The organism is Stutzerimonas urumqiensis (genome assembly GCF_003640395.1).
GTDB lineage: Bacteria > Pseudomonadota > Gammaproteobacteria > Pseudomonadales > Pseudomonadaceae > Stutzerimonas > Stutzerimonas urumqiensis.
In genome coordinates this window covers 229131-244608 of the sequence record NZ_RBZQ01000005.1, presented here as the reverse complement: position 1 = coordinate 244608, position 15478 = coordinate 229131, and the positions used below count along the sequence as shown (strand labels likewise).

Annotated in this window: 12 protein-coding genes and 1 other RNA gene; 6 read left to right on the top strand and 7 right to left on the bottom strand. The window is 63.3% G+C overall.

Features of this window, described 5'->3' with window-relative positions; all coding sequences use genetic code 11:
- The first annotated feature begins 18 nt into the window (after positions 1-18).
- Positions 19-3186, top strand: a complete 3168-nt coding sequence (locus tag D7325_RS11920) for a type I restriction endonuclease subunit R (protein ID WP_120995948.1) — start codon at positions 19-21, stop codon at positions 3184-3186.
- Positions 3187-3531: 345 nt separating this feature from the next.
- Here D7325_RS11920 and ssrA read toward each other — a convergent pair.
- From ssrA to D7325_RS11895, 5 genes are all read right to left on the bottom strand, one after another.
- Positions 3532-3910: a transfer-messenger RNA gene (gene ssrA, locus D7325_RS11915) on the bottom strand.
- 136 nt (positions 3911-4046) lie between these two features.
- Positions 4047-4346, bottom strand: a complete 300-nt coding sequence (locus D7325_RS11910) for a hypothetical protein (RefSeq protein ID WP_120995947.1) — start codon at positions 4344-4346, stop codon at positions 4047-4049.
- A gap of 150 nt (positions 4347-4496) precedes the next feature.
- Positions 4497-7325, bottom strand: a complete 2829-nt coding sequence (locus D7325_RS11905) for an FAD-binding and (Fe-S)-binding domain-containing protein (protein ID WP_120995946.1) — start codon at positions 7323-7325, stop codon at positions 4497-4499.
- A gap of 53 nt (positions 7326-7378) precedes the next feature.
- The gene (gene lldD / locus D7325_RS11900) at positions 7379-8548 is read right to left on the bottom strand and encodes an FMN-dependent L-lactate dehydrogenase LldD (RefSeq protein ID WP_120995945.1); all 1170 of its coding nucleotides are present in this window, start codon (positions 8546-8548) and stop codon (positions 7379-7381) included.
- A 127-nt stretch (positions 8549-8675) separates the two neighbouring features.
- Complete coding sequence (locus D7325_RS11895; protein ID WP_120995944.1) at positions 8676-10370, bottom strand: L-lactate permease; 1695 nt, start codon at positions 10368-10370, stop codon at positions 8676-8678.
- Between the two features lie 273 nt (positions 10371-10643).
- Here D7325_RS11895 and D7325_RS11890 point away from each other — a divergent pair, with 273 nt between their 5' ends.
- A complete protein-coding gene (locus D7325_RS11890) occupies positions 10644-11423 on the top strand; it encodes an FCD domain-containing protein (protein WP_120995943.1) in 780 nt (259 codons plus the stop codon).
- A 74-nt stretch (positions 11424-11497) separates the two neighbouring features.
- Here D7325_RS11890 and smpB read toward each other — a convergent pair whose 3' ends face one another.
- Entirely contained in the window at positions 11498-11980 is a 483-nt protein-coding gene (gene smpB, locus D7325_RS11885) for an SsrA-binding protein SmpB (RefSeq protein ID WP_120995942.1), read from the bottom strand.
- Between the two features lie 119 nt (positions 11981-12099).
- Here smpB and D7325_RS11880 point away from each other — a divergent pair, with 119 nt between their 5' ends.
- The 3 genes from D7325_RS11880 to D7325_RS11870 are packed head-to-tail and all read left to right on the top strand — an operon-like array spanning position 12100 to position 14253.
- Positions 12100-13506: a sodium-dependent transporter gene (locus tag D7325_RS11880; protein WP_120995940.1), complete on the top strand. Its 1407-nt coding sequence runs from the start codon at positions 12100-12102 to the stop codon at positions 13504-13506.
- A gap of 11 nt (positions 13507-13517) precedes the next feature.
- Entirely contained in the window at positions 13518-13952 is a 435-nt protein-coding gene (locus D7325_RS11875; protein ID WP_120995939.1) for a type II toxin-antitoxin system RatA family toxin, read from the top strand.
- Positions 13945-14253, top strand: a complete 309-nt coding sequence (locus D7325_RS11870) for an RnfH family protein (protein ID WP_120995938.1) — start codon at positions 13945-13947, stop codon at positions 14251-14253. Before D7325_RS11875 ends, D7325_RS11870 begins: the two co-directional genes overlap by 8 nt.
- Before the next feature lie 55 nt (positions 14254-14308).
- Here D7325_RS11870 and D7325_RS11865 read toward each other — a convergent pair whose 3' ends face one another.
- The gene (locus tag D7325_RS11865; protein ID WP_120995937.1) at positions 14309-14827 is read right to left on the bottom strand and encodes an outer membrane protein assembly factor BamE; all 519 of its coding nucleotides are present in this window, start codon (positions 14825-14827) and stop codon (positions 14309-14311) included.
- 96 nt (positions 14828-14923) lie between these two features.
- On the opposite strand from D7325_RS11865, the gene fur reads away from it, so the two are divergent.
- Positions 14924-15328, top strand: a complete 405-nt coding sequence (gene fur, locus D7325_RS11860) for a ferric iron uptake transcriptional regulator (protein WP_120995936.1) — start codon at positions 14924-14926, stop codon at positions 15326-15328.
- Positions 15329-15478 lie beyond the last annotated feature (150 nt).

The following is a 15478-nucleotide window of genomic DNA, read 5'->3' as shown; positions in this document are numbered from 1 at the left end:
AACACGGATCGAGCAGTAATGACCGAAGACCAACTGGAGCAGGAAGCCCTCGGCTGGCTCAGCGAGGTGGGCTACACCCATGTGTATGAGCCGGACATCGCCCCGGAGAGCGCTGCGCCCGCACGCGGCAGCTATCGCGAAGTCGTGCTGGCCGAGCATCTTCGCTCGGCCATTGGGCGGTTGAATCCGCAGGTACCTGCCATTGCCCGCGAGGATGCCTTGCGTCAGGTACTGGAGCTGGGCGTGCCGGCACAACTGTCGGCCAACCGTCTGTTCCATCGGCTGTTGGTCAACGGTGTGCCGGTGCAATACCAGAAGGACGGCGAGACGCGCGGCGATTTCGTACGGCTGATCGATTGGCAGGCGGTCGCCGCCAACGAGTGGCTGGCGGTCAACCAGTTCACCGTGGTGGGGCACAAGAAGTGCCGACCGGACGTGGCGTTGTTCGTCAACGGCCTGCCGCTAGTGGTGCTGGAGCTGAAAAACCCAGCTGATCTGAATGCCGACCTCTACAAGGCCTTCAACCAGTTGCAGACCTACAAGGAGCAGATTCCCGACCTGTTCCACTACAACGAAATCCTGGTGGTTTCCGACGGCAGCGAGGCGCGGATGGGTTCGTTGTCGGCCGATTACGAGCGCTTCATGCGCTGGCGCACCATCGACGGCGAGCAGGTAGACCCACTCGGAGCCTTCAACGAGCTGGAGACGCTGGTTCGCGGTGTGCTCGCGCCGGAGCGCCTGCTGGATTACCTGCGCTTCTTCGTGCTGTTCGAGGAGGACGGAGCGCTGGTGAAGAAGATCGCCGGTTACCACCAATTCCATGCAGTGCGCTCGGCAATCGAACAGGTGGTTCTGGCCTCGCGTCCGGGTGGCTCGCAGAAGGGCGGGGTGGTGTGGCATACCCAGGGCTCGGGCAAGAGCATCACCATGACCTGCTTCGCCGCGCGCGTGATGCAGGAAGCGGCAATGGAGAACCCCACCATCGTCGTGATCACGGACCGCAACGATCTCGACGGCCAGTTGTTCGGCGTGTTTTCCCTGTCGCAGGATCTGTTGCGCGAGCAGCCAGTGCAGGTCGAGCGTCGCGGCGCCTTGCGCGAAAAACTGGCCAACCGACCGAGTGGCGGCATCGTCTTCGCCACCATCCAGAAATTCATGCCGGGCGTGGACGAGGACAGCTTTCCGGTGCTGTCGACGCGTCACAACATCCTGGTCATCGCCGACGAGGCGCATCGCACCCAGTACGGATTCGGGGCGCAAATGAAGGCGACCGGCGGGATGGCCGATGATGCCTCAGCGGACACGACGGTGCCGATGGCCGCCGAGCCGTCTGGCACGTACCGGACCACCCGGTACCAGGTCGGCTATGCCCAGCATCTGCGCGACGCCTTGCCGAACGCCACCTTCGTTGCCTTTACCGGTACGCCGGTTGCCAGCGAGGACCGCGACACCCGCGCGGTGTTCGGTGACTACATTCACGTCTACGACATGCAGCAGGCCAAGGAGGATGGCGCGACGGTGGCCATCTTTTACGAATCCCGGCTGGCGAAGCTGTCGCTCAAGGAAAGCGAGCTGCCCGCTATTGACGCGCAGGTCGATGAGTTGGCTGAAGACGAAGAAGAGGACCAGCAGTCCCGGCTGAAGAGCCGTTGGGCCGCCCTGGAGAAGGTGGTCGGGGCGCAGCCACGGATTCGCAGCGTGGCGGCCGACCTGGTCGAACACTTCGAGGCGCGCAACCTCGACCTTGTGAAGATGGGGCAGATGCCCGGCAAGGCGATGGTGGTCGCAATGAGCCGCGATATCTGCGTGCACCTGTACGACGAGATCGTTCGGCTGCGCCCGGACTGGCACGACGCCGATCCTGAGAAAGGCGCGGTGAAGATCGTGATGACCGGCAGTGCTTCGGACAAGGCTTTGTTGCAACCGCACATCTACAACGGCCAGATGAAAAAGCGGCTGGAAAAACGCTTCAAGAACCCGACCGATTCCCTGAAGCTGGTGATCGTCCGTGACATGTGGCTGACCGGGTTCGACGCGCCTTGCGTCCACACGCTCTATGTCGACAAGCCCATGAAGGGCCACAACCTGATGCAGGCGATCGCCCGGGTCAATCGGGTGTTCAAGGACAAGCAGGGCGGGCTGGTGGTCGACTACATCGGTATCGCCAACGAGCTGAAGGCGGCGCTGAAGGAATACACCGCGAGCAAGGGCCGCGGCCGGCCCACGGTCGATGCGCATGAAGCCTACGCGGTGCTGGAAGAAAAACTCGACGTGCTGCGTGGCTTGATGTTCGGTTTCGACTATTCCGACTACCTCACCGGCGGCCACAAGCTGCTGGCCGGCGCCGCCAACCACGTACTTGGCCTCGAGGATGGCAAGAAGCGGTTCGCCGATACCGCACTGGCCATGAGCAAGGCCTTCACCCTCTGCAGCACGCTGGATGAAGCCAAGGCGGTGCGTGAGGAGGTGGCGTTCTTCCAGGCGATCAAGGTGATGCTGACCAAGCGCGACTTCAGCCGGAAGAAGCACAGTGACGAGGAGCGCGACCTGGCCGTACGGCAGATAATCGGCAATGCCGTGGTATCGAGTGAAGTGGTGGATGTGTTCGAGGCGGTCGGGCTGGACAAGCCCAACATCGGCCTGCTCGACGAGGAGTTTCTCGCCGAGGTGCGCAACCTGCCGGAGCGTAACCTGGCCGTCGAGTTGCTGGAGCGTTTGCTGGAAGGAGAGATCAAGAGCCGCTTTGCCAGTAACCTGGCGCAGGAGAAGAAGTTCTCCGAGCTGCTGGGCAACGTCATCACTCGTTACCAGAACCGCTCCATCGAAACCGCTCAGGTCATCGAAGAGCTGATCGAAATGGCCAAGAAATTCGCTGCGGCCGCCCGCCGCGGTGAGCAGCTTGGCCTCAGTGAAGACGAACTGGCCTTCTATGACGCGCTCGCCAACAACGAGGCGTCTGTACGCGAACTCGGTGACGAAACCCTGGCCAAAATCGCCCACGAGCTCACTAGCAACCTGCGGCAGAACGTGACCGTGGACTGGAGCAACCGCGAGAGCGTACGCGCCAAGCTGCGGCTGTTGGTCAAGCGCATCCTGCGCAAATACAAATATCCGCCGGACCAGCAGGAAGAGGCTGCCCAGCTTGTGTTAGCTCAGGCGGAGACGCTCTGCGCAGGCTGGATGTGATGAGTTCCATATCGTTGGTCAGTGATTTCCGGAGCCGGACAATGAGCTACCTTGTCGGCACAATAGCTGCCGCGCTGTTGGCCGGCTTTGGGGAGGACATGAAGCGCCAGCAACCCTCCGAACAGCAGGGTCTACCGTTTTAACCCGCTTATTGTCGTGTTAACCATCGCGCTATTCGCGCGCTCAGGTGCGCGCGTATAGAGGTCCCGTAATTTAATGCGCTCTGCGGGACGCACGAAAGGAAGGCATAGGAGTAGGGGATATAGCCAAAAACAAGAAAGCCCGCGCTGGGCGGGCTTCTTGGGGTATTTCTCAGACTGTCTGAGACAAATCTAAACAGCTATTTGGTGGAGCCGGGGGGATTTGAACCCCCGTCCGCCAGCTCTCCACTGTCGGTACTACATGCTTAGCCCGATCTATTGAGTTAACCCATTGCGGCCCGATGGGCAGGGCGCTTTGGGCGAGCTGCATGAGATTTAGCCGTTACGTCTGCAGCGAACTTGGCGGCGATCCTGTTCTATCTGACGGTCATTTCGGGTTTACAGGCATCCCCTAGTGACCGCTGGCGCCGAAGCGACCAGATGAAGGTTAGGCGGCTAGCGCGTACCCTTCGTAGTTGTCGTCGTTGGCAACTATAAGTTTGCAACAGTGGATTTACGAGTTCTGTTACCAACTCGGCATGCACCTAGAGCTTCGTTACCGGCGTCGAATCCTAATCGGCCCCAAAAGCGGTGGTGTTCAGGCGGCGCAGTCTACGGCAATGAGAAGGCTGCGTCGAATCCGTAGAGGTGAAGATGGCATCGTCTCGTCGGTTTTCAAGACGCAAGGCCAACGGTGCGTTGGCCTAGGCCTTTTACGGATCAGCTACCGGCGCCTGACCCTGCGCCGGCGGTGTCGCTGCTGCTGCCGGGCAGTTCGAGCAACTGCAACGCCTTGGTGGTGTGGACGATGCATTCCTCGATGTTGCCACTTTGCTGGGCTTGCTTGGCTTGCTTCATCAATTCCTTCACTTCGCCTTCAACGGGAGTGCCGATGGTGACGTCAGTGGCCAGCGCATCGTCGAGCTCCTGCATGTTGAGTTGGCAGAGGTTTTCGTCTGCGGCGAAGGCGGCTGGACTGGCGAGCAGCGCGGCGGCTGCGAGCAAGGCTAAACGGTTCATCGTGAGTCCTCCATGCATTTCGGGAACCCTCGCCGGCGCCAATGGCGCGAATCGGAAGGGCGGATGGAGCCCTCGCGTGCTGGGCTCACAGAATGGGACTGCCGCGCGCCGCGAGTGTTTCATTCCTGTGTAAGCCGCAACACCGTTCGGTCAGCCGGCCGGTGCGGCACGCGGGCTGCTGACGCGGTCGAGCAGGTAGACAAGCCCGTGGTAATCCACGCCACCATGGCGGGTCAGGCCTATCTCGCAGGTGCGGCTGGTGGATATGCCTTCGCTGCACTGTTTGACCGCCTCGTCTAGCCTGCGCAGCGCATGGGCGTTGAGCTCCGGCGTGGTGAAACCCTTGTCGCCGGCGAAACCGCAGCAATGGATGCCTTCGGGTACCACGACCGTCCGTGCGCACCGCCGTGCGATCTCGACCAACGCAGCCCCTTCGCCGAGGTGCTGGGTGCTGCAGGTGACATGCACCGCTACCGGCGCGTCCTGAGGCGTGATGTCCAGCCGATCGAGCAGGTGCATGCGAATGAAGCGCACCGGGTCATAGACGTCGAGCCGTTCGTCGGCCAGTTCCTGGACCAGGCGCAGCGTGCAGGGGCTGGTGTCGCAGTAGACCGGGTCGAGTCCGCCGCGCGTCGCCTTGAGCAAGGCGTCGAGGGTCTCCTGCCGCTTGCGGTCGGCCTGCTCGGCATAACCCTTGGAGGCGAAGGGTTGGCCGCAGCAGAGGTTGTCCAGGTTGTCGGGGAAGACCACCTGGTAGCCGGCCTTCTCCAACAGCGCGCGGGTCTTGTCGATCAGGGGCGTTTGCTCCGGGTCCCGCGCCGCCGGGCCCATGGCACGGGACACGCAGGAGGCGAGGTAGACGACGCGGGGCTTGTCGTTCTCGACAGGACGCGGCAGCGCCAGCTTGTAGAGCGGTTGCGGCATGGCGGGTGTCCACTGGGGGACCTTGCCGGCGCTTGCACGCGTGACGGTCGCCGAGGCCCGGCCGAGCAGGCGCGTGCCCATCAGCAGGTGCGCGCCGTTGGCGACGTGCAGCATCAATCGCGTGCCCTTGAGCGCCGTCGCGAAATGATCGGCGAGCCAGTTCGCCGTGTGCGTCCTGTCGGCCCCTGTGCTGCGCAGCTTGCGCACGAGGTCGCCGGTATTGATACCGACCGGGCAGCGTTGCGCGCAGAGCCCGGTTGCCGCGCAGGTCTCGAGGCCGCGGTAGGCGTAGTCGGCCTCCAGCTGCGTCGTATCGAGGCCGGCGCGATGCCGCGCCTGCAGGTCACGCCACATCACGATGCGCTGGCGCGGGGTCAGCGTCAGCCCGTTGGACGGGCACACCGGTTCGCAGAAGCCACACTCGATGCACTTGTCGACGATTTCATCGGCGGCAGGCATGGGCTTGAGGTGCTTCAGGTGCAGTTGCGGGTCATCGCTCAACACCACGCCCGGGTTGAGCAGGCCGCTCGGGTCGAGCAGGCGCTTGATGCGCCACATCAGCTGATAGGCCTCGCTGCCCCACTCCAGCTCGACGAAGGGCGCCATGTTGCGCCCGGTACCGTGTTCAGCCTTGAGCGAGCCGCCGAATTCAACGGCGACCAGGTGGGCAACGTCCTGCATGAAGGCGTCGTAGCGGTCGATCTGCCCCGGGTCTTCGAACCCCTGGGTAAAGACGAAATGCAGATTGCCTTCGAGCGCGTGGCCGAAAATGATCGCTTCGTCGTACCGGTGCTTTTCCAGCAGACCGATCAGGCGGTTGACGCCATCGGCCAGCCGTTCGACCGGGAAGGTCACGTCTTCGATGATGACGGTGGTGCCGGTCGGGCGCACCGCGCCGACGGCCGGGAAGGTTCCCTTGCGAATCGCCCACAGCTGGCCGCAGACGACCGGGTCTTCGCTGAAATCGACCTGCTGCTCGACGCGAAACCCGGCCAGCGCGGCGCGGATCTGGTCGAGCTGTTCGTGAAGCAGCGTGTGGGTGGCCGCGCGGGACTCGATCAGCAGCGCGCAGGCGGTCGGGGAAAGTGCCTTCACCCAGGCCGGGAGCCCCGGCTTGTCCTGCACCGAACGCAGGCTGCGACGGTCGAGCAGTTCGACCGCATCCACCGGCTGCTGCTTGAGCACCGGCACCGCGCGGCAGCAGGTTTCCACGTCCGGGAAGACGATCAGGGCGCTGGCCTTGAAGGGGTGCTCCGGCACGGTGTCGTAGGTCACCGCGCTGATGAAACCGAGGGTTCCCTCGGACCCGACCATCAGGTGGGTGAGGATGTCGAGTGGCTCGTCGTAGTCGACGAGTGCATTGAGTGACAGCCCGGTGGTGTTCTTCAACCGGTACTTGTGCCGGATCCGGTCGGCCAGTGGCGTGTTGGCGCGGGTCTCCCGGCCCAGCGTGGCCAACTGGTCGAGCAGCGAAGCGTGGGATTCTCTGAAACGCGCGACGCTGGCTGCATCCTCGGTGTCCAGCACGGTGCCGTCGGCCAGCACCAGCCGCATGCCCGCCAGGGTGTGGTAGCTGTTCTGCGCGGTGCCGCAGCACATGCCGCTGGCGTTGTTGGCGACGATGCCCCCGATCTTGCAGGTGGCGATGGAGGCGGGGTCCGGTCCGATCTTGCGGCCCAGCGGCGCCAGCCAGGCATTCGCCTGCGCGCCGATGACGCCCGGCTGCAGTCGGATGCGCGCGCCGTCGTCGCGAATGTCCCGGCCATTCCAGTGTTCACCGAGCACGATGAGGACCGAGTCACTGACCGCCTGCCCGGAGAGGCTGGTACCGGCGGCACGGAACGTCACGGGTACGCCCTGGGCGCCGGCGAGCTTCAGCAGGGCGACCACCTCGTCTTCCGATTCGACCCGCACCACCAGCTTGGGAATCAACCGGTAGAAGCTGGCATCGGTGCCGTAGGCCAGTGTGGACAGGTGATCGTCGAAGCGTCGTTCGCGCGGGATCGACCGTTCGACACCGGCCAGAAAGGCGGCCGGCAGGGCAGGAGCATGCATGCGGACTCTCCGGGGAAGGTAGGCATGGGGCCGCGGCAGCGCGCGGCCCCAGGTCAGTCGACGTGGCGGATCGTCTGGTATTGGTCGATCTCGCGAACCAGCGAATCGAGGCCGATTTCGCTGATGGACTTGGTGCCGGTCAGCACCATCGCCACGCGCATTTCCTTCTCGATCAGGTTCAGCAGGTTGGTGACGCCCGCCTGGCCATCGGCCGCCAGCGCATAGGCGAAGGAGCGACCGAGCATCACGGCGTCGGCGCCGAGCGCGATCATTCGCACCACGTCCAGGCCGTTGCGGATGCCTGAGTCGGCGAGGATCTTCAGGTCACCCTTCACGGCATCGGCGATCGCCGGCATCGCCCGGGCGCTGGACAGCACACCGTCGAGCTGCCGGCCGCCGTGGTTCGAGACGATGATGCCGTCGGCGCCGAAGGTCACCGCATCGCGGGCGTCCTCGGCGTCGAGGATGCCCTTGATCACCATCGGGCCGTCCCAGAAATCACGAATCCATTGGAGGTCCTTCCAGGAAATCGACGGATCGAAGTTGGCCGCGAGCCAGCCGATGTAATCCTCCAGGCCGGTCGGGTGGCCCCGGTAGGTGGAAATGTTGCCGAGGTCATGGGGCTTGCCGTGCAGGCCGACGTCCCAGGCCCAGAAGGGGTGCGTCATCGCCTGCAACATGCGACGCATGGCGGCGTTCGGGCCGCTCATCCCGGAATGCGCGTCGCGATAGCGAGCGCCCGGGGTTGGCATGTCGACGGTGAACACCAGGGTGGTGACGCCCGCCGCCTTGGCCCGCTCCAGCGCGTTCTTCATGAAGCCGCGGTCCTTGAGCACGTAGAGCTGGAACCACATCGGTCGCTGCATGACGGGCGCGACTTCCTCGATCGGGCAGACCGAGACGGTCGAGAGCGTGAAGGGAATGCCTTTCGCATCGGCCGCGCGCGCCGCCTGGACCTCGCCGCGCCGGGCGAGCATGCCGGTGAGGCCGACCGGGGCCAGGGCCACCGGCATCGACAGCCGCTCGCCGAACAGTTCGGTCTCCAGGCTCAGCTCGGACATGTTGCGCAGCACGCGTTGGCGCAAGGCGATGCTGGCCAGGTCGTCGACGTTGCGGCGCAACGTGTATTCGGCATAGGCGCCGCCGTCGACATAGTGGAAGAGAAACGGCGGCAGCTTGCGCTTGGCCGCGGCGCGGTAATCGGTTGAGGATGAAATGATCATGTAGTCACACCGGTTTCAGGATGAGCGGGGCGAGCGGTTGGATCGCCCCGATGATGTTTCGCGTGCCAGCGGCTCCTGGCGTCTCGACCGCGCCACCACCCCTCGCGTCGCCGCGAGGGGCTGCGCCTCAGATGCCGACCAGGGGATCGGTCACCCCCATCGCGTAGATGGCGATCATCGCGATGATGCCGGTCATCAGCACGTAATACAGCGTAGGCCAAACGGTCTTGCGCAAGGTCAGGCCTTCCCGGCCGAGCAGGCCGACCGTGGCCGAGGCGGCGACGACGTTGTGGATCGCAATCATGTTGCCCGCGGCCGCTCCCACGGCCTGGACCGCGACGATCATGGCGCCGGAAACGCCGAGGCTATGGGCCACGCCGTACTGGAACTGGCTGAACATCATGTTGCTGACCGTGTTCGAGCCGGCGATGAAGGCGCCCAGCGCACCGACGGAGGGCGCCAGCAGCGGGTAGATCGCACCGACGCTGTCGGCGACGTAGCGCGCCATGGCGATCGGCATGCTCGGCAGGTCGCTGGCATTGACGCCGGAGTTGATCAGGATGCGCACCATCGGAACCGTGAACAGCAGGACGAATCCGGCGCTCAGCAGGACCTGGCTCGACTCCTTGACGGCGGCGACCAGCTCACGCGGACGCATGCCATGCAGGAAGTAGGTGATCAGCACGACCGCGACCAGGATGCCGCCCGGCAGGTAGAGCGGCTCGATGCTGGCGCTGATGCCGCTCTGGCCAAGGATGTCCTTGAATGCGATGGAAACGGATTTCAACGCGCTGCCGACCTCCGGGAACACCCGGCTGAGAACCAGCAGAAGACCGACTAGCACGTATGGCATCCAGGCGCGCAGGGCGCTCATCGGGCGGGCGGCCAGCTCGTCCAGTTTCATCTCGACCTTGCCGACCCACTCGCTCGGCCAGGTGTCGGCGGGAGCGAAATCCCAGACCGTCTTGGGTACCAGGAACTTGAACCGTGCGGCGGTGGTGACGATCGCCAGGCCGATCAGTCCGCCCAGCAGGGACGGGAATTCCGGGCCGAGCAGGATGCCGGTGGCCACGTAGGGCAGGGTGAATGCCAGCCCGGCGAAGAGCGCGAACGGTGCTACTTCCAACCCGGCTTTCCAGCTTTTCTCCTTGCCGAAGAAGCGGGTCAGCATCGCGGCCATGATCAGCGGCATCACCGTGCCGACGAGCGCATGGGTGATGGCGACGCTGGTGGTGATCTGCTGGAGGAAGACCGGCCAGCTCGATCCCTGCGCCGCCAGCTGCGCGCCGAGCGTGGCGGTGTCCAGGCCACTGTTGATGCCCACGATGATCGGCGTGCCGACCGCACCGAAGGAGACCGGGGTGCTCTGTACCAGCATGCCCATCAGCACCGCGGCCATCGCCGGGAAGCCGATGGCGACCAGCAGTGGTGCGGCGATCGCGGCCGGCGTACCGAAGCCCGAGGCGCCCTCGATGAAGCAGCCGAACAGCCAGGCGATGATGATGGCCTGGATGCGCCGGTCGGGGCTGATGGTGGTGAAGCCCGCGCGAATGGCGGTGATGCCGCCCGAATGCTTGAGCGTATTCAGGAGCAGGATGGCGCCGAAGATGATCCACAGCAGGCCGATCGTGATGACCAAGCCTTGCAGCGTGGAGGCGAGGACCCGGCCGAAGGACATGTCCCAGGCGAGCAGCGCGATCAGGGCGCTGGCCAGGTAAACGACTGGCATCGCCCGGCTGGCGGGCCAGCGCAGGCCGATCAGCAGAACGGCGGCGAGAAGAATGGGAGCGAAGGCGAGAAAGGCGAGTAGGCCGCTGGACATGGTCAGGCTCCCCGTCGCGACGGCTGTCGTCTGTGTTTGTGAGCGTGGCAGGTTGCATGAGCTGACATAGGGAGTCCTCTTCGTTCTTGTTTGAAGCCTGCCGCTAAATTGGTAATACCACTTAACAACAGGTAGGCGTCAGGGTAAGAGTCTCGTCATTCATGCGTCAATAGTGCCTCTCTAGACTTTGGTAGCGATCGGTCAGGCTTGCGCAGTACCTGGGCGATGACTAGGCTTCGCCCTCAATCGTAGTGGTAAGACCAGTGGGTGCGTATGGAAGTGGGCTTGGTCCGCCAGCGAAGGCTGGCCGATGACATCGTCGTGCAGTTGGAAACCATGATCCTCGAGGGCACGCTCAGGGCGGGCGAACGGTTGCCGGCGGAGCGGGCACTGGCGGAACAGTTCGGCGTGTCCCGACCGTCATTGCGTGAGGCGATACAGAAGCTTGCCGCCAAGGGGCTGCTGGTCAGTCGCCATGGCGGCGGAACCTTCGTGGCGGAATCGCTCGGCAGTACTTTCAGCGATCCGCTGCTTCATTTGCTGGAAAACAACAGCGAAGCGCAGCGAGACCTGCTCGAGTTTCGGCACACGCTCGAAGGCGCCTGTGCGTATTACGCTGCCTTGCGCGCCACGGCGCTGGATCACGAGCGTCTGACCGCAGCCTTCGATGCGCTGCAGGCATGTTATTCGGCCAAGGGCGCCGCAACCCGGGCGGAGGAGGGGGCAGCAGACGCTCGGTTCCACCTGGCCATTGCCGAGGCCAGTCATAACGCGGTGCTGCTACACACCATTCGCGGCCTGTTCGACCTGCTCAAGCGCAATGTGGTCACGAACATCGGCGGCATGTACGCACTGCGCGAAGAAACCCGCGACATGCTGATCGAGCAGCATCGCGAGCTCTACGAGGCCATCATCGAGCGGCGCGCGGACGAGGCGCGGGCCATTTCGCACCGGCACATTGATTACGTACAGGAAGTGTTGGCGCAGGGCCAGATGGAGGCGCAACGGGTGGCGCGTGCCCTGCGTCGAGGCGGGGCGAAGGTCGACTCATAGAGGCAGAGTCGAAGACAGTGGTTGCGATCGAAAGGCATTGCTCGCGGCCGCCTGCATGAGCGGGCGCGAACGGATCAGTCTTCCTTGCCCTTGGTCCGCATCGCGCGCTGAATCTCCCGGGCGGAGTCGCGTTCCTTTTCGGTATGGCGCTTGTCGAATTCCTTCTTGCCCTTGGCAAGCGCGATTTCGCACTTGATCAGGTGCTTTTTCCAGTACAGCGCGAGGGCGACGCACGCGTAGCCTTTCTGCTGGACGGCCCCGAACAGCTTGCCAAGCTCTCGCTTGTGCAGGAGCAGCTTGCGGGTGCGGGTGGGGTCGGCGATGACATGGGTGCTGGCTGTGGTCAGCGGCGTGATGTGCGCGCCCAGCAGCCAGGCCTCGCCATCCTTGAGCAGCACATAGCTGTCGACGAGTTGCGCCTTGCCGGCGCGCAGGCTTTTCACTTCCCAGCCGGCAAGCGCGAGCCCAGCCTCGAACTTCTGCTCGATGAAGTAATCATGTAGCGCCTTTTTATTGAGCGCGATCGTCCCGGAGGGATGTTTCTTCTGTTTGGCCATAGGCGGCGCATTATAGGGAGTCGCGCGTGCGCTGGCGATAAGGCCCCGTGCCACCGTGTCAACTTGAGGCGGTGTCGGTAATTCCGGAGAATGGCGCTCCTTTTTCCTTTGGACCGGTCATGACGCGCAACGCGATTTCCCTCAACGGCTCCTGGACCAGCCGCTGGGTCTTCATTCTGGCGGCCACGGGTTCGGCCGTCGGGCTGGGCAACATCTGGAAGTTCCCCTACATGACCGGCATGTATGGCGGCGGCGCCTTCGTGATGATGTACCTGGTGTGCATCGTCCTGGTCGGCATGCCGATCATGATCGCGGAAACGCTGATCGGCAGGCGGGCGCGCATGAGTCCGGTCAATGCGATGCGCAGCCTGGCGGTCGAAGCCGGCGCGTCACCCCGATTTGCCTGGCCGGCTCTCATTGGCATGGTCGCTGCGTTGTTGATCCTGTCGTTCTATAGCGTGATCGCCGGATGGTCGCTGGATTACATTCTCGGCATGGGCACGGGCCGCTTCCAATCGGTCGACGCCAACGCAGCCGGCGCACTCTTCGCGGGGCTGACTGCCGATCCGTGGCGGCTGACGATCTGGCATACGCTGTTCATGGCGCTGACCGGGTTCGTGATTGCCAGGGGGGTGGTCGCGGGGCTCGAGAAAAGCCTGCGGGTGATGATGCCGCTGCTGTTCGTTCTGCTGTTGATGCTGCTGGGTTATAGCGTCACGACCGGTCACTTCATGCAGGGCTTCCATTTCCTCTTCAATTTCCAGCCCGACAAGGTGCTCGACGGCTTGCTCGCTGCGATGGGCCACGCATTCTTTACGCTGAGCGTGGGCGTCGGTTCGATCATGGTCTACGGCTCCTACATGCCGCGGCAGGCCTCCATCGGGGCGACGGTGCTGACGGTAGGCATTCTCGACACGCTGGTGGCGCTGACGGCGGGGATGGCGCTCTTCCCGATCGTCTTCGCCGGAGGGCTGGAGCCAGGTGCCGGCCCCGGATTGATGTTCGTCACGCTGCCGGTGGCGTTTGGAAGCATTCCCTTCGGTCAGGTGATGGGCACCGTATTCTTCGTGCTGGTGCTCATCGCTGCCTGGACGTCGTCGATTTCCATGCTCGAGCCTGCGGTTGCCTATCTCGTCGAGCGCACCGGCCGGAGCCGAGTGGCGATCACCACCGTCCTGGCGATGCTGTGCTGGCTGGTCGGCATGGGGACCGTGTTGTCGTTCAATGTCGGTGCGCCTGCGAAGTTCTTCGTGTTCGCCGAGGACGGCTTCCACTTTTTCCAGTGGGGCGCCGAAGGGGGACGTAACTTCTTCGATAGCATCGACTACCTGACCAGCCGCATCCTTCTGCCGCTGGGAGGATTGGCGTTCGTTCTCTTCGCCGGCTGGGTGCTGACGCGCGATACCGTACGCGACGAGCTGAACATGCGAAGCCCTCTGGCGTTCACATTGGTCTACTGGTCGATGCGCGTGGTGGCGCCGGTAGGCGTGCTGGTGGTGTTCGTGGCCGAACTGGCCAAGCAATAAGGCGATCGATGATGACGACTCATATCCAACGCTCTGCGTTGCTGCCGTACTCGGCCGAGGCGCTGTACGACATGGTGAACGACGTGGCGCGCTACCCCGAGTTCCTGCCGTGGTGTTCGGCGACCCAGGTGCTGGAAAGCGGCGAAACGACCATGCGCGCCCAGATGACGGTCGAGAAGGCCGGGTTGAAGCAGAAGCTATTGACCCGCAATACGCTCGAGCCGGGCAAGCGAATCGAGATGACCCTCGAGGAGGGGCCGTTCAAGCAGCTACACGGCATCTGGGAATTCAAGGCGCTGGGCGAGAAGGCCTGCAAGATTCATCTGGATTTGCGCTTCGACTATGCCGGCCCCCTGGTGCGGATGACGCTGGGCCCGCTGTTCAATCAGGCTGCCAATACGCTGGTCGATGCCTTTTGCGAGCGTGCACGGGCCCTGTATGGCTGAGATTGCGATCGAGGTGGTGTACGCCTTGCCGGATCGACAGGCGCTGCTGAAATTGCAACTGCCCCAAGGCACGACGGCGAGGGAGGCCGTTCAGCGATCCGGGCTGGAGGACGAGTTCCCTGGGCTGGAACTGTCGACGATGCCACTCGGGCTATTTGGCAAGCGTCTCCCGAGTCCCGAGACGCATGTGCTCGAGCCGGGCGATCGCATCGAGCTTTATCGACCCCTGCGGGCCGATCCCAAGGAGGTTCGCAAGCAGCGCGCTGCGCGCGCACGGATACGGGGCGGTCGCGACGACTAGCTGAAGCCGATACGGCATAAAGAAAAGCCCGACATCGTCGGGCTTCGGTGGTTGCTTAGCGCGGCTCCGTTTCGATCGGCGCTGGGCTGGGAACCGGAATCGCACGAACATCGTCCACGTCCTGCTGAATCTGTTCCAGCAGCGAACCGGGCTCGGGACGCTCGTCGGTTGGTTGCGCGGGGGCTGTCGGGGTCGGGTTGGCGGCTCCGTCTTCGCCCAGAATGGCTTCGTCGCGGCTGACGCCGGGCATGAAGTCGCCACTGAGTCCGATCAGCTGATCATCCTCGTTGAACTGAAGGCTCACCCGCTCCTGGAAGCGCTGCCCGCCGCCCGGCTGGATGCTGTACAGGTAATCCCAGCGGTTGGCATGGAAGGTATCGGTAATGAGCGGGCTGCCCATGATAAACCGCACTTGGCGGCGGGTCATTCCAGGACGCAACTGGTCTATCATGTCCTGCGTTACGACATTGCCTTGTTGAATGTCGACCTTGTAAACCCCGGGGAATGAGCAACCGGCGAGTCCGAACAGGCCCACGAGTGTGAGGCTGGCCAGCAGGAACTTGGTTTTTTGCATCGCTAGGTGACTTCCACTATCTTGGCTGGGCAACGAAGCCCCGGATGATACCTGCAATGAAGGAGCCTGCGAAACAGCAGCGGCGAGAAAGCAGACATGGTTGAGAATAGCGAACTACGTAAAGCAGGCCTCAAGGTCACGTTGCCACGGGTGAAGATCCTGCAGATGCTGGATACGACCGAGCAGCGCCATATGAGCGCTGAGGATGTCTATAAAGCGCTGATGGAAGCCGGCGAGGATGTCGGCCTGGCGACCGTGTACCGGGTTCTGACTCAGTTCGAAGCGGCGGGGCTGGTAGTTCGGCATAACTTCGATGGCGGCCACGCGGTTTTCGAGCTGGCCGATAGCGGCCATCACGATCACATGGTGTGTGTCGATACGGGCGATGTCATCGAGTTCTTCGATTCGGACATCGAAGAACTGCAGAAAGCGATCGTCAAGAAGCATGGCTTCGAGCTGGTGGATCACAATCTCGTTCTTTATGTGCGTAAGAAAAGTTAAGTGATCCGGTAATAAGAAACAGCCTTGCAAGCTGTGTGAAAACCAGCCTGCACAGGCCTCGGTATTCAGCAAACGCCCCGATATTTATCGGGGCGTTTGCTTTTATCGGAGCGGAAAACCGCTCACATCCGTTTTGGCTCAAGAGGCCAA

Bases quoted from the DNA above. Each gene is read 5' to 3' on its own strand.
- D7325_RS11920 (WP_120995948.1), top strand. From the start codon at position 19: ATGACCGAAGACCAACTGGAGCAGGAAGCCCTCGGCTGGCTCAGCGAG.
- D7325_RS11910 (WP_120995947.1), bottom strand. From the start codon at position 4,346: ATGAACCGTTTAGCCTTGCTCGCAGCCGCCGCGCTGCTCGCCAGTCCA.
- D7325_RS11905 (WP_120995946.1), bottom strand. From the start codon at position 7,325: ATGCATGCTCCTGCCCTGCCGGCCGCCTTTCTGGCCGGTGTCGAACGG.
- lldD (WP_120995945.1), bottom strand. From the start codon at position 8,548: ATGATCATTTCATCCTCAACCGATTACCGCGCCGCGGCCAAGCGCAAG.
- D7325_RS11895 (WP_120995944.1), bottom strand. From the start codon at position 10,370: ATGTCCAGCGGCCTACTCGCCTTTCTCGCCTTCGCTCCCATTCTTCTC.
- D7325_RS11890 (WP_120995943.1), top strand. From the start codon at position 10,644: ATGGAAGTGGGCTTGGTCCGCCAGCGAAGGCTGGCCGATGACATCGTC.
- smpB (WP_120995942.1), bottom strand. From the start codon at position 11,980: ATGGCCAAACAGAAGAAACATCCCTCCGGGACGATCGCGCTCAATAAA.
- D7325_RS11880 (WP_120995940.1), top strand. From the start codon at position 12,100: ATGACGCGCAACGCGATTTCCCTCAACGGCTCCTGGACCAGCCGCTGG.
- D7325_RS11875 (WP_120995939.1), top strand. From the start codon at position 13,518: ATGACGACTCATATCCAACGCTCTGCGTTGCTGCCGTACTCGGCCGAG.
- D7325_RS11870 (WP_120995938.1), top strand. From the start codon at position 13,945: ATGGCTGAGATTGCGATCGAGGTGGTGTACGCCTTGCCGGATCGACAG.
- D7325_RS11865 (WP_120995937.1), bottom strand. From the start codon at position 14,827: ATGCAAAAAACCAAGTTCCTGCTGGCCAGCCTCACACTCGTGGGCCTG.
- fur (WP_120995936.1), top strand. From the start codon at position 14,924: ATGGTTGAGAATAGCGAACTACGTAAAGCAGGCCTCAAGGTCACGTTG.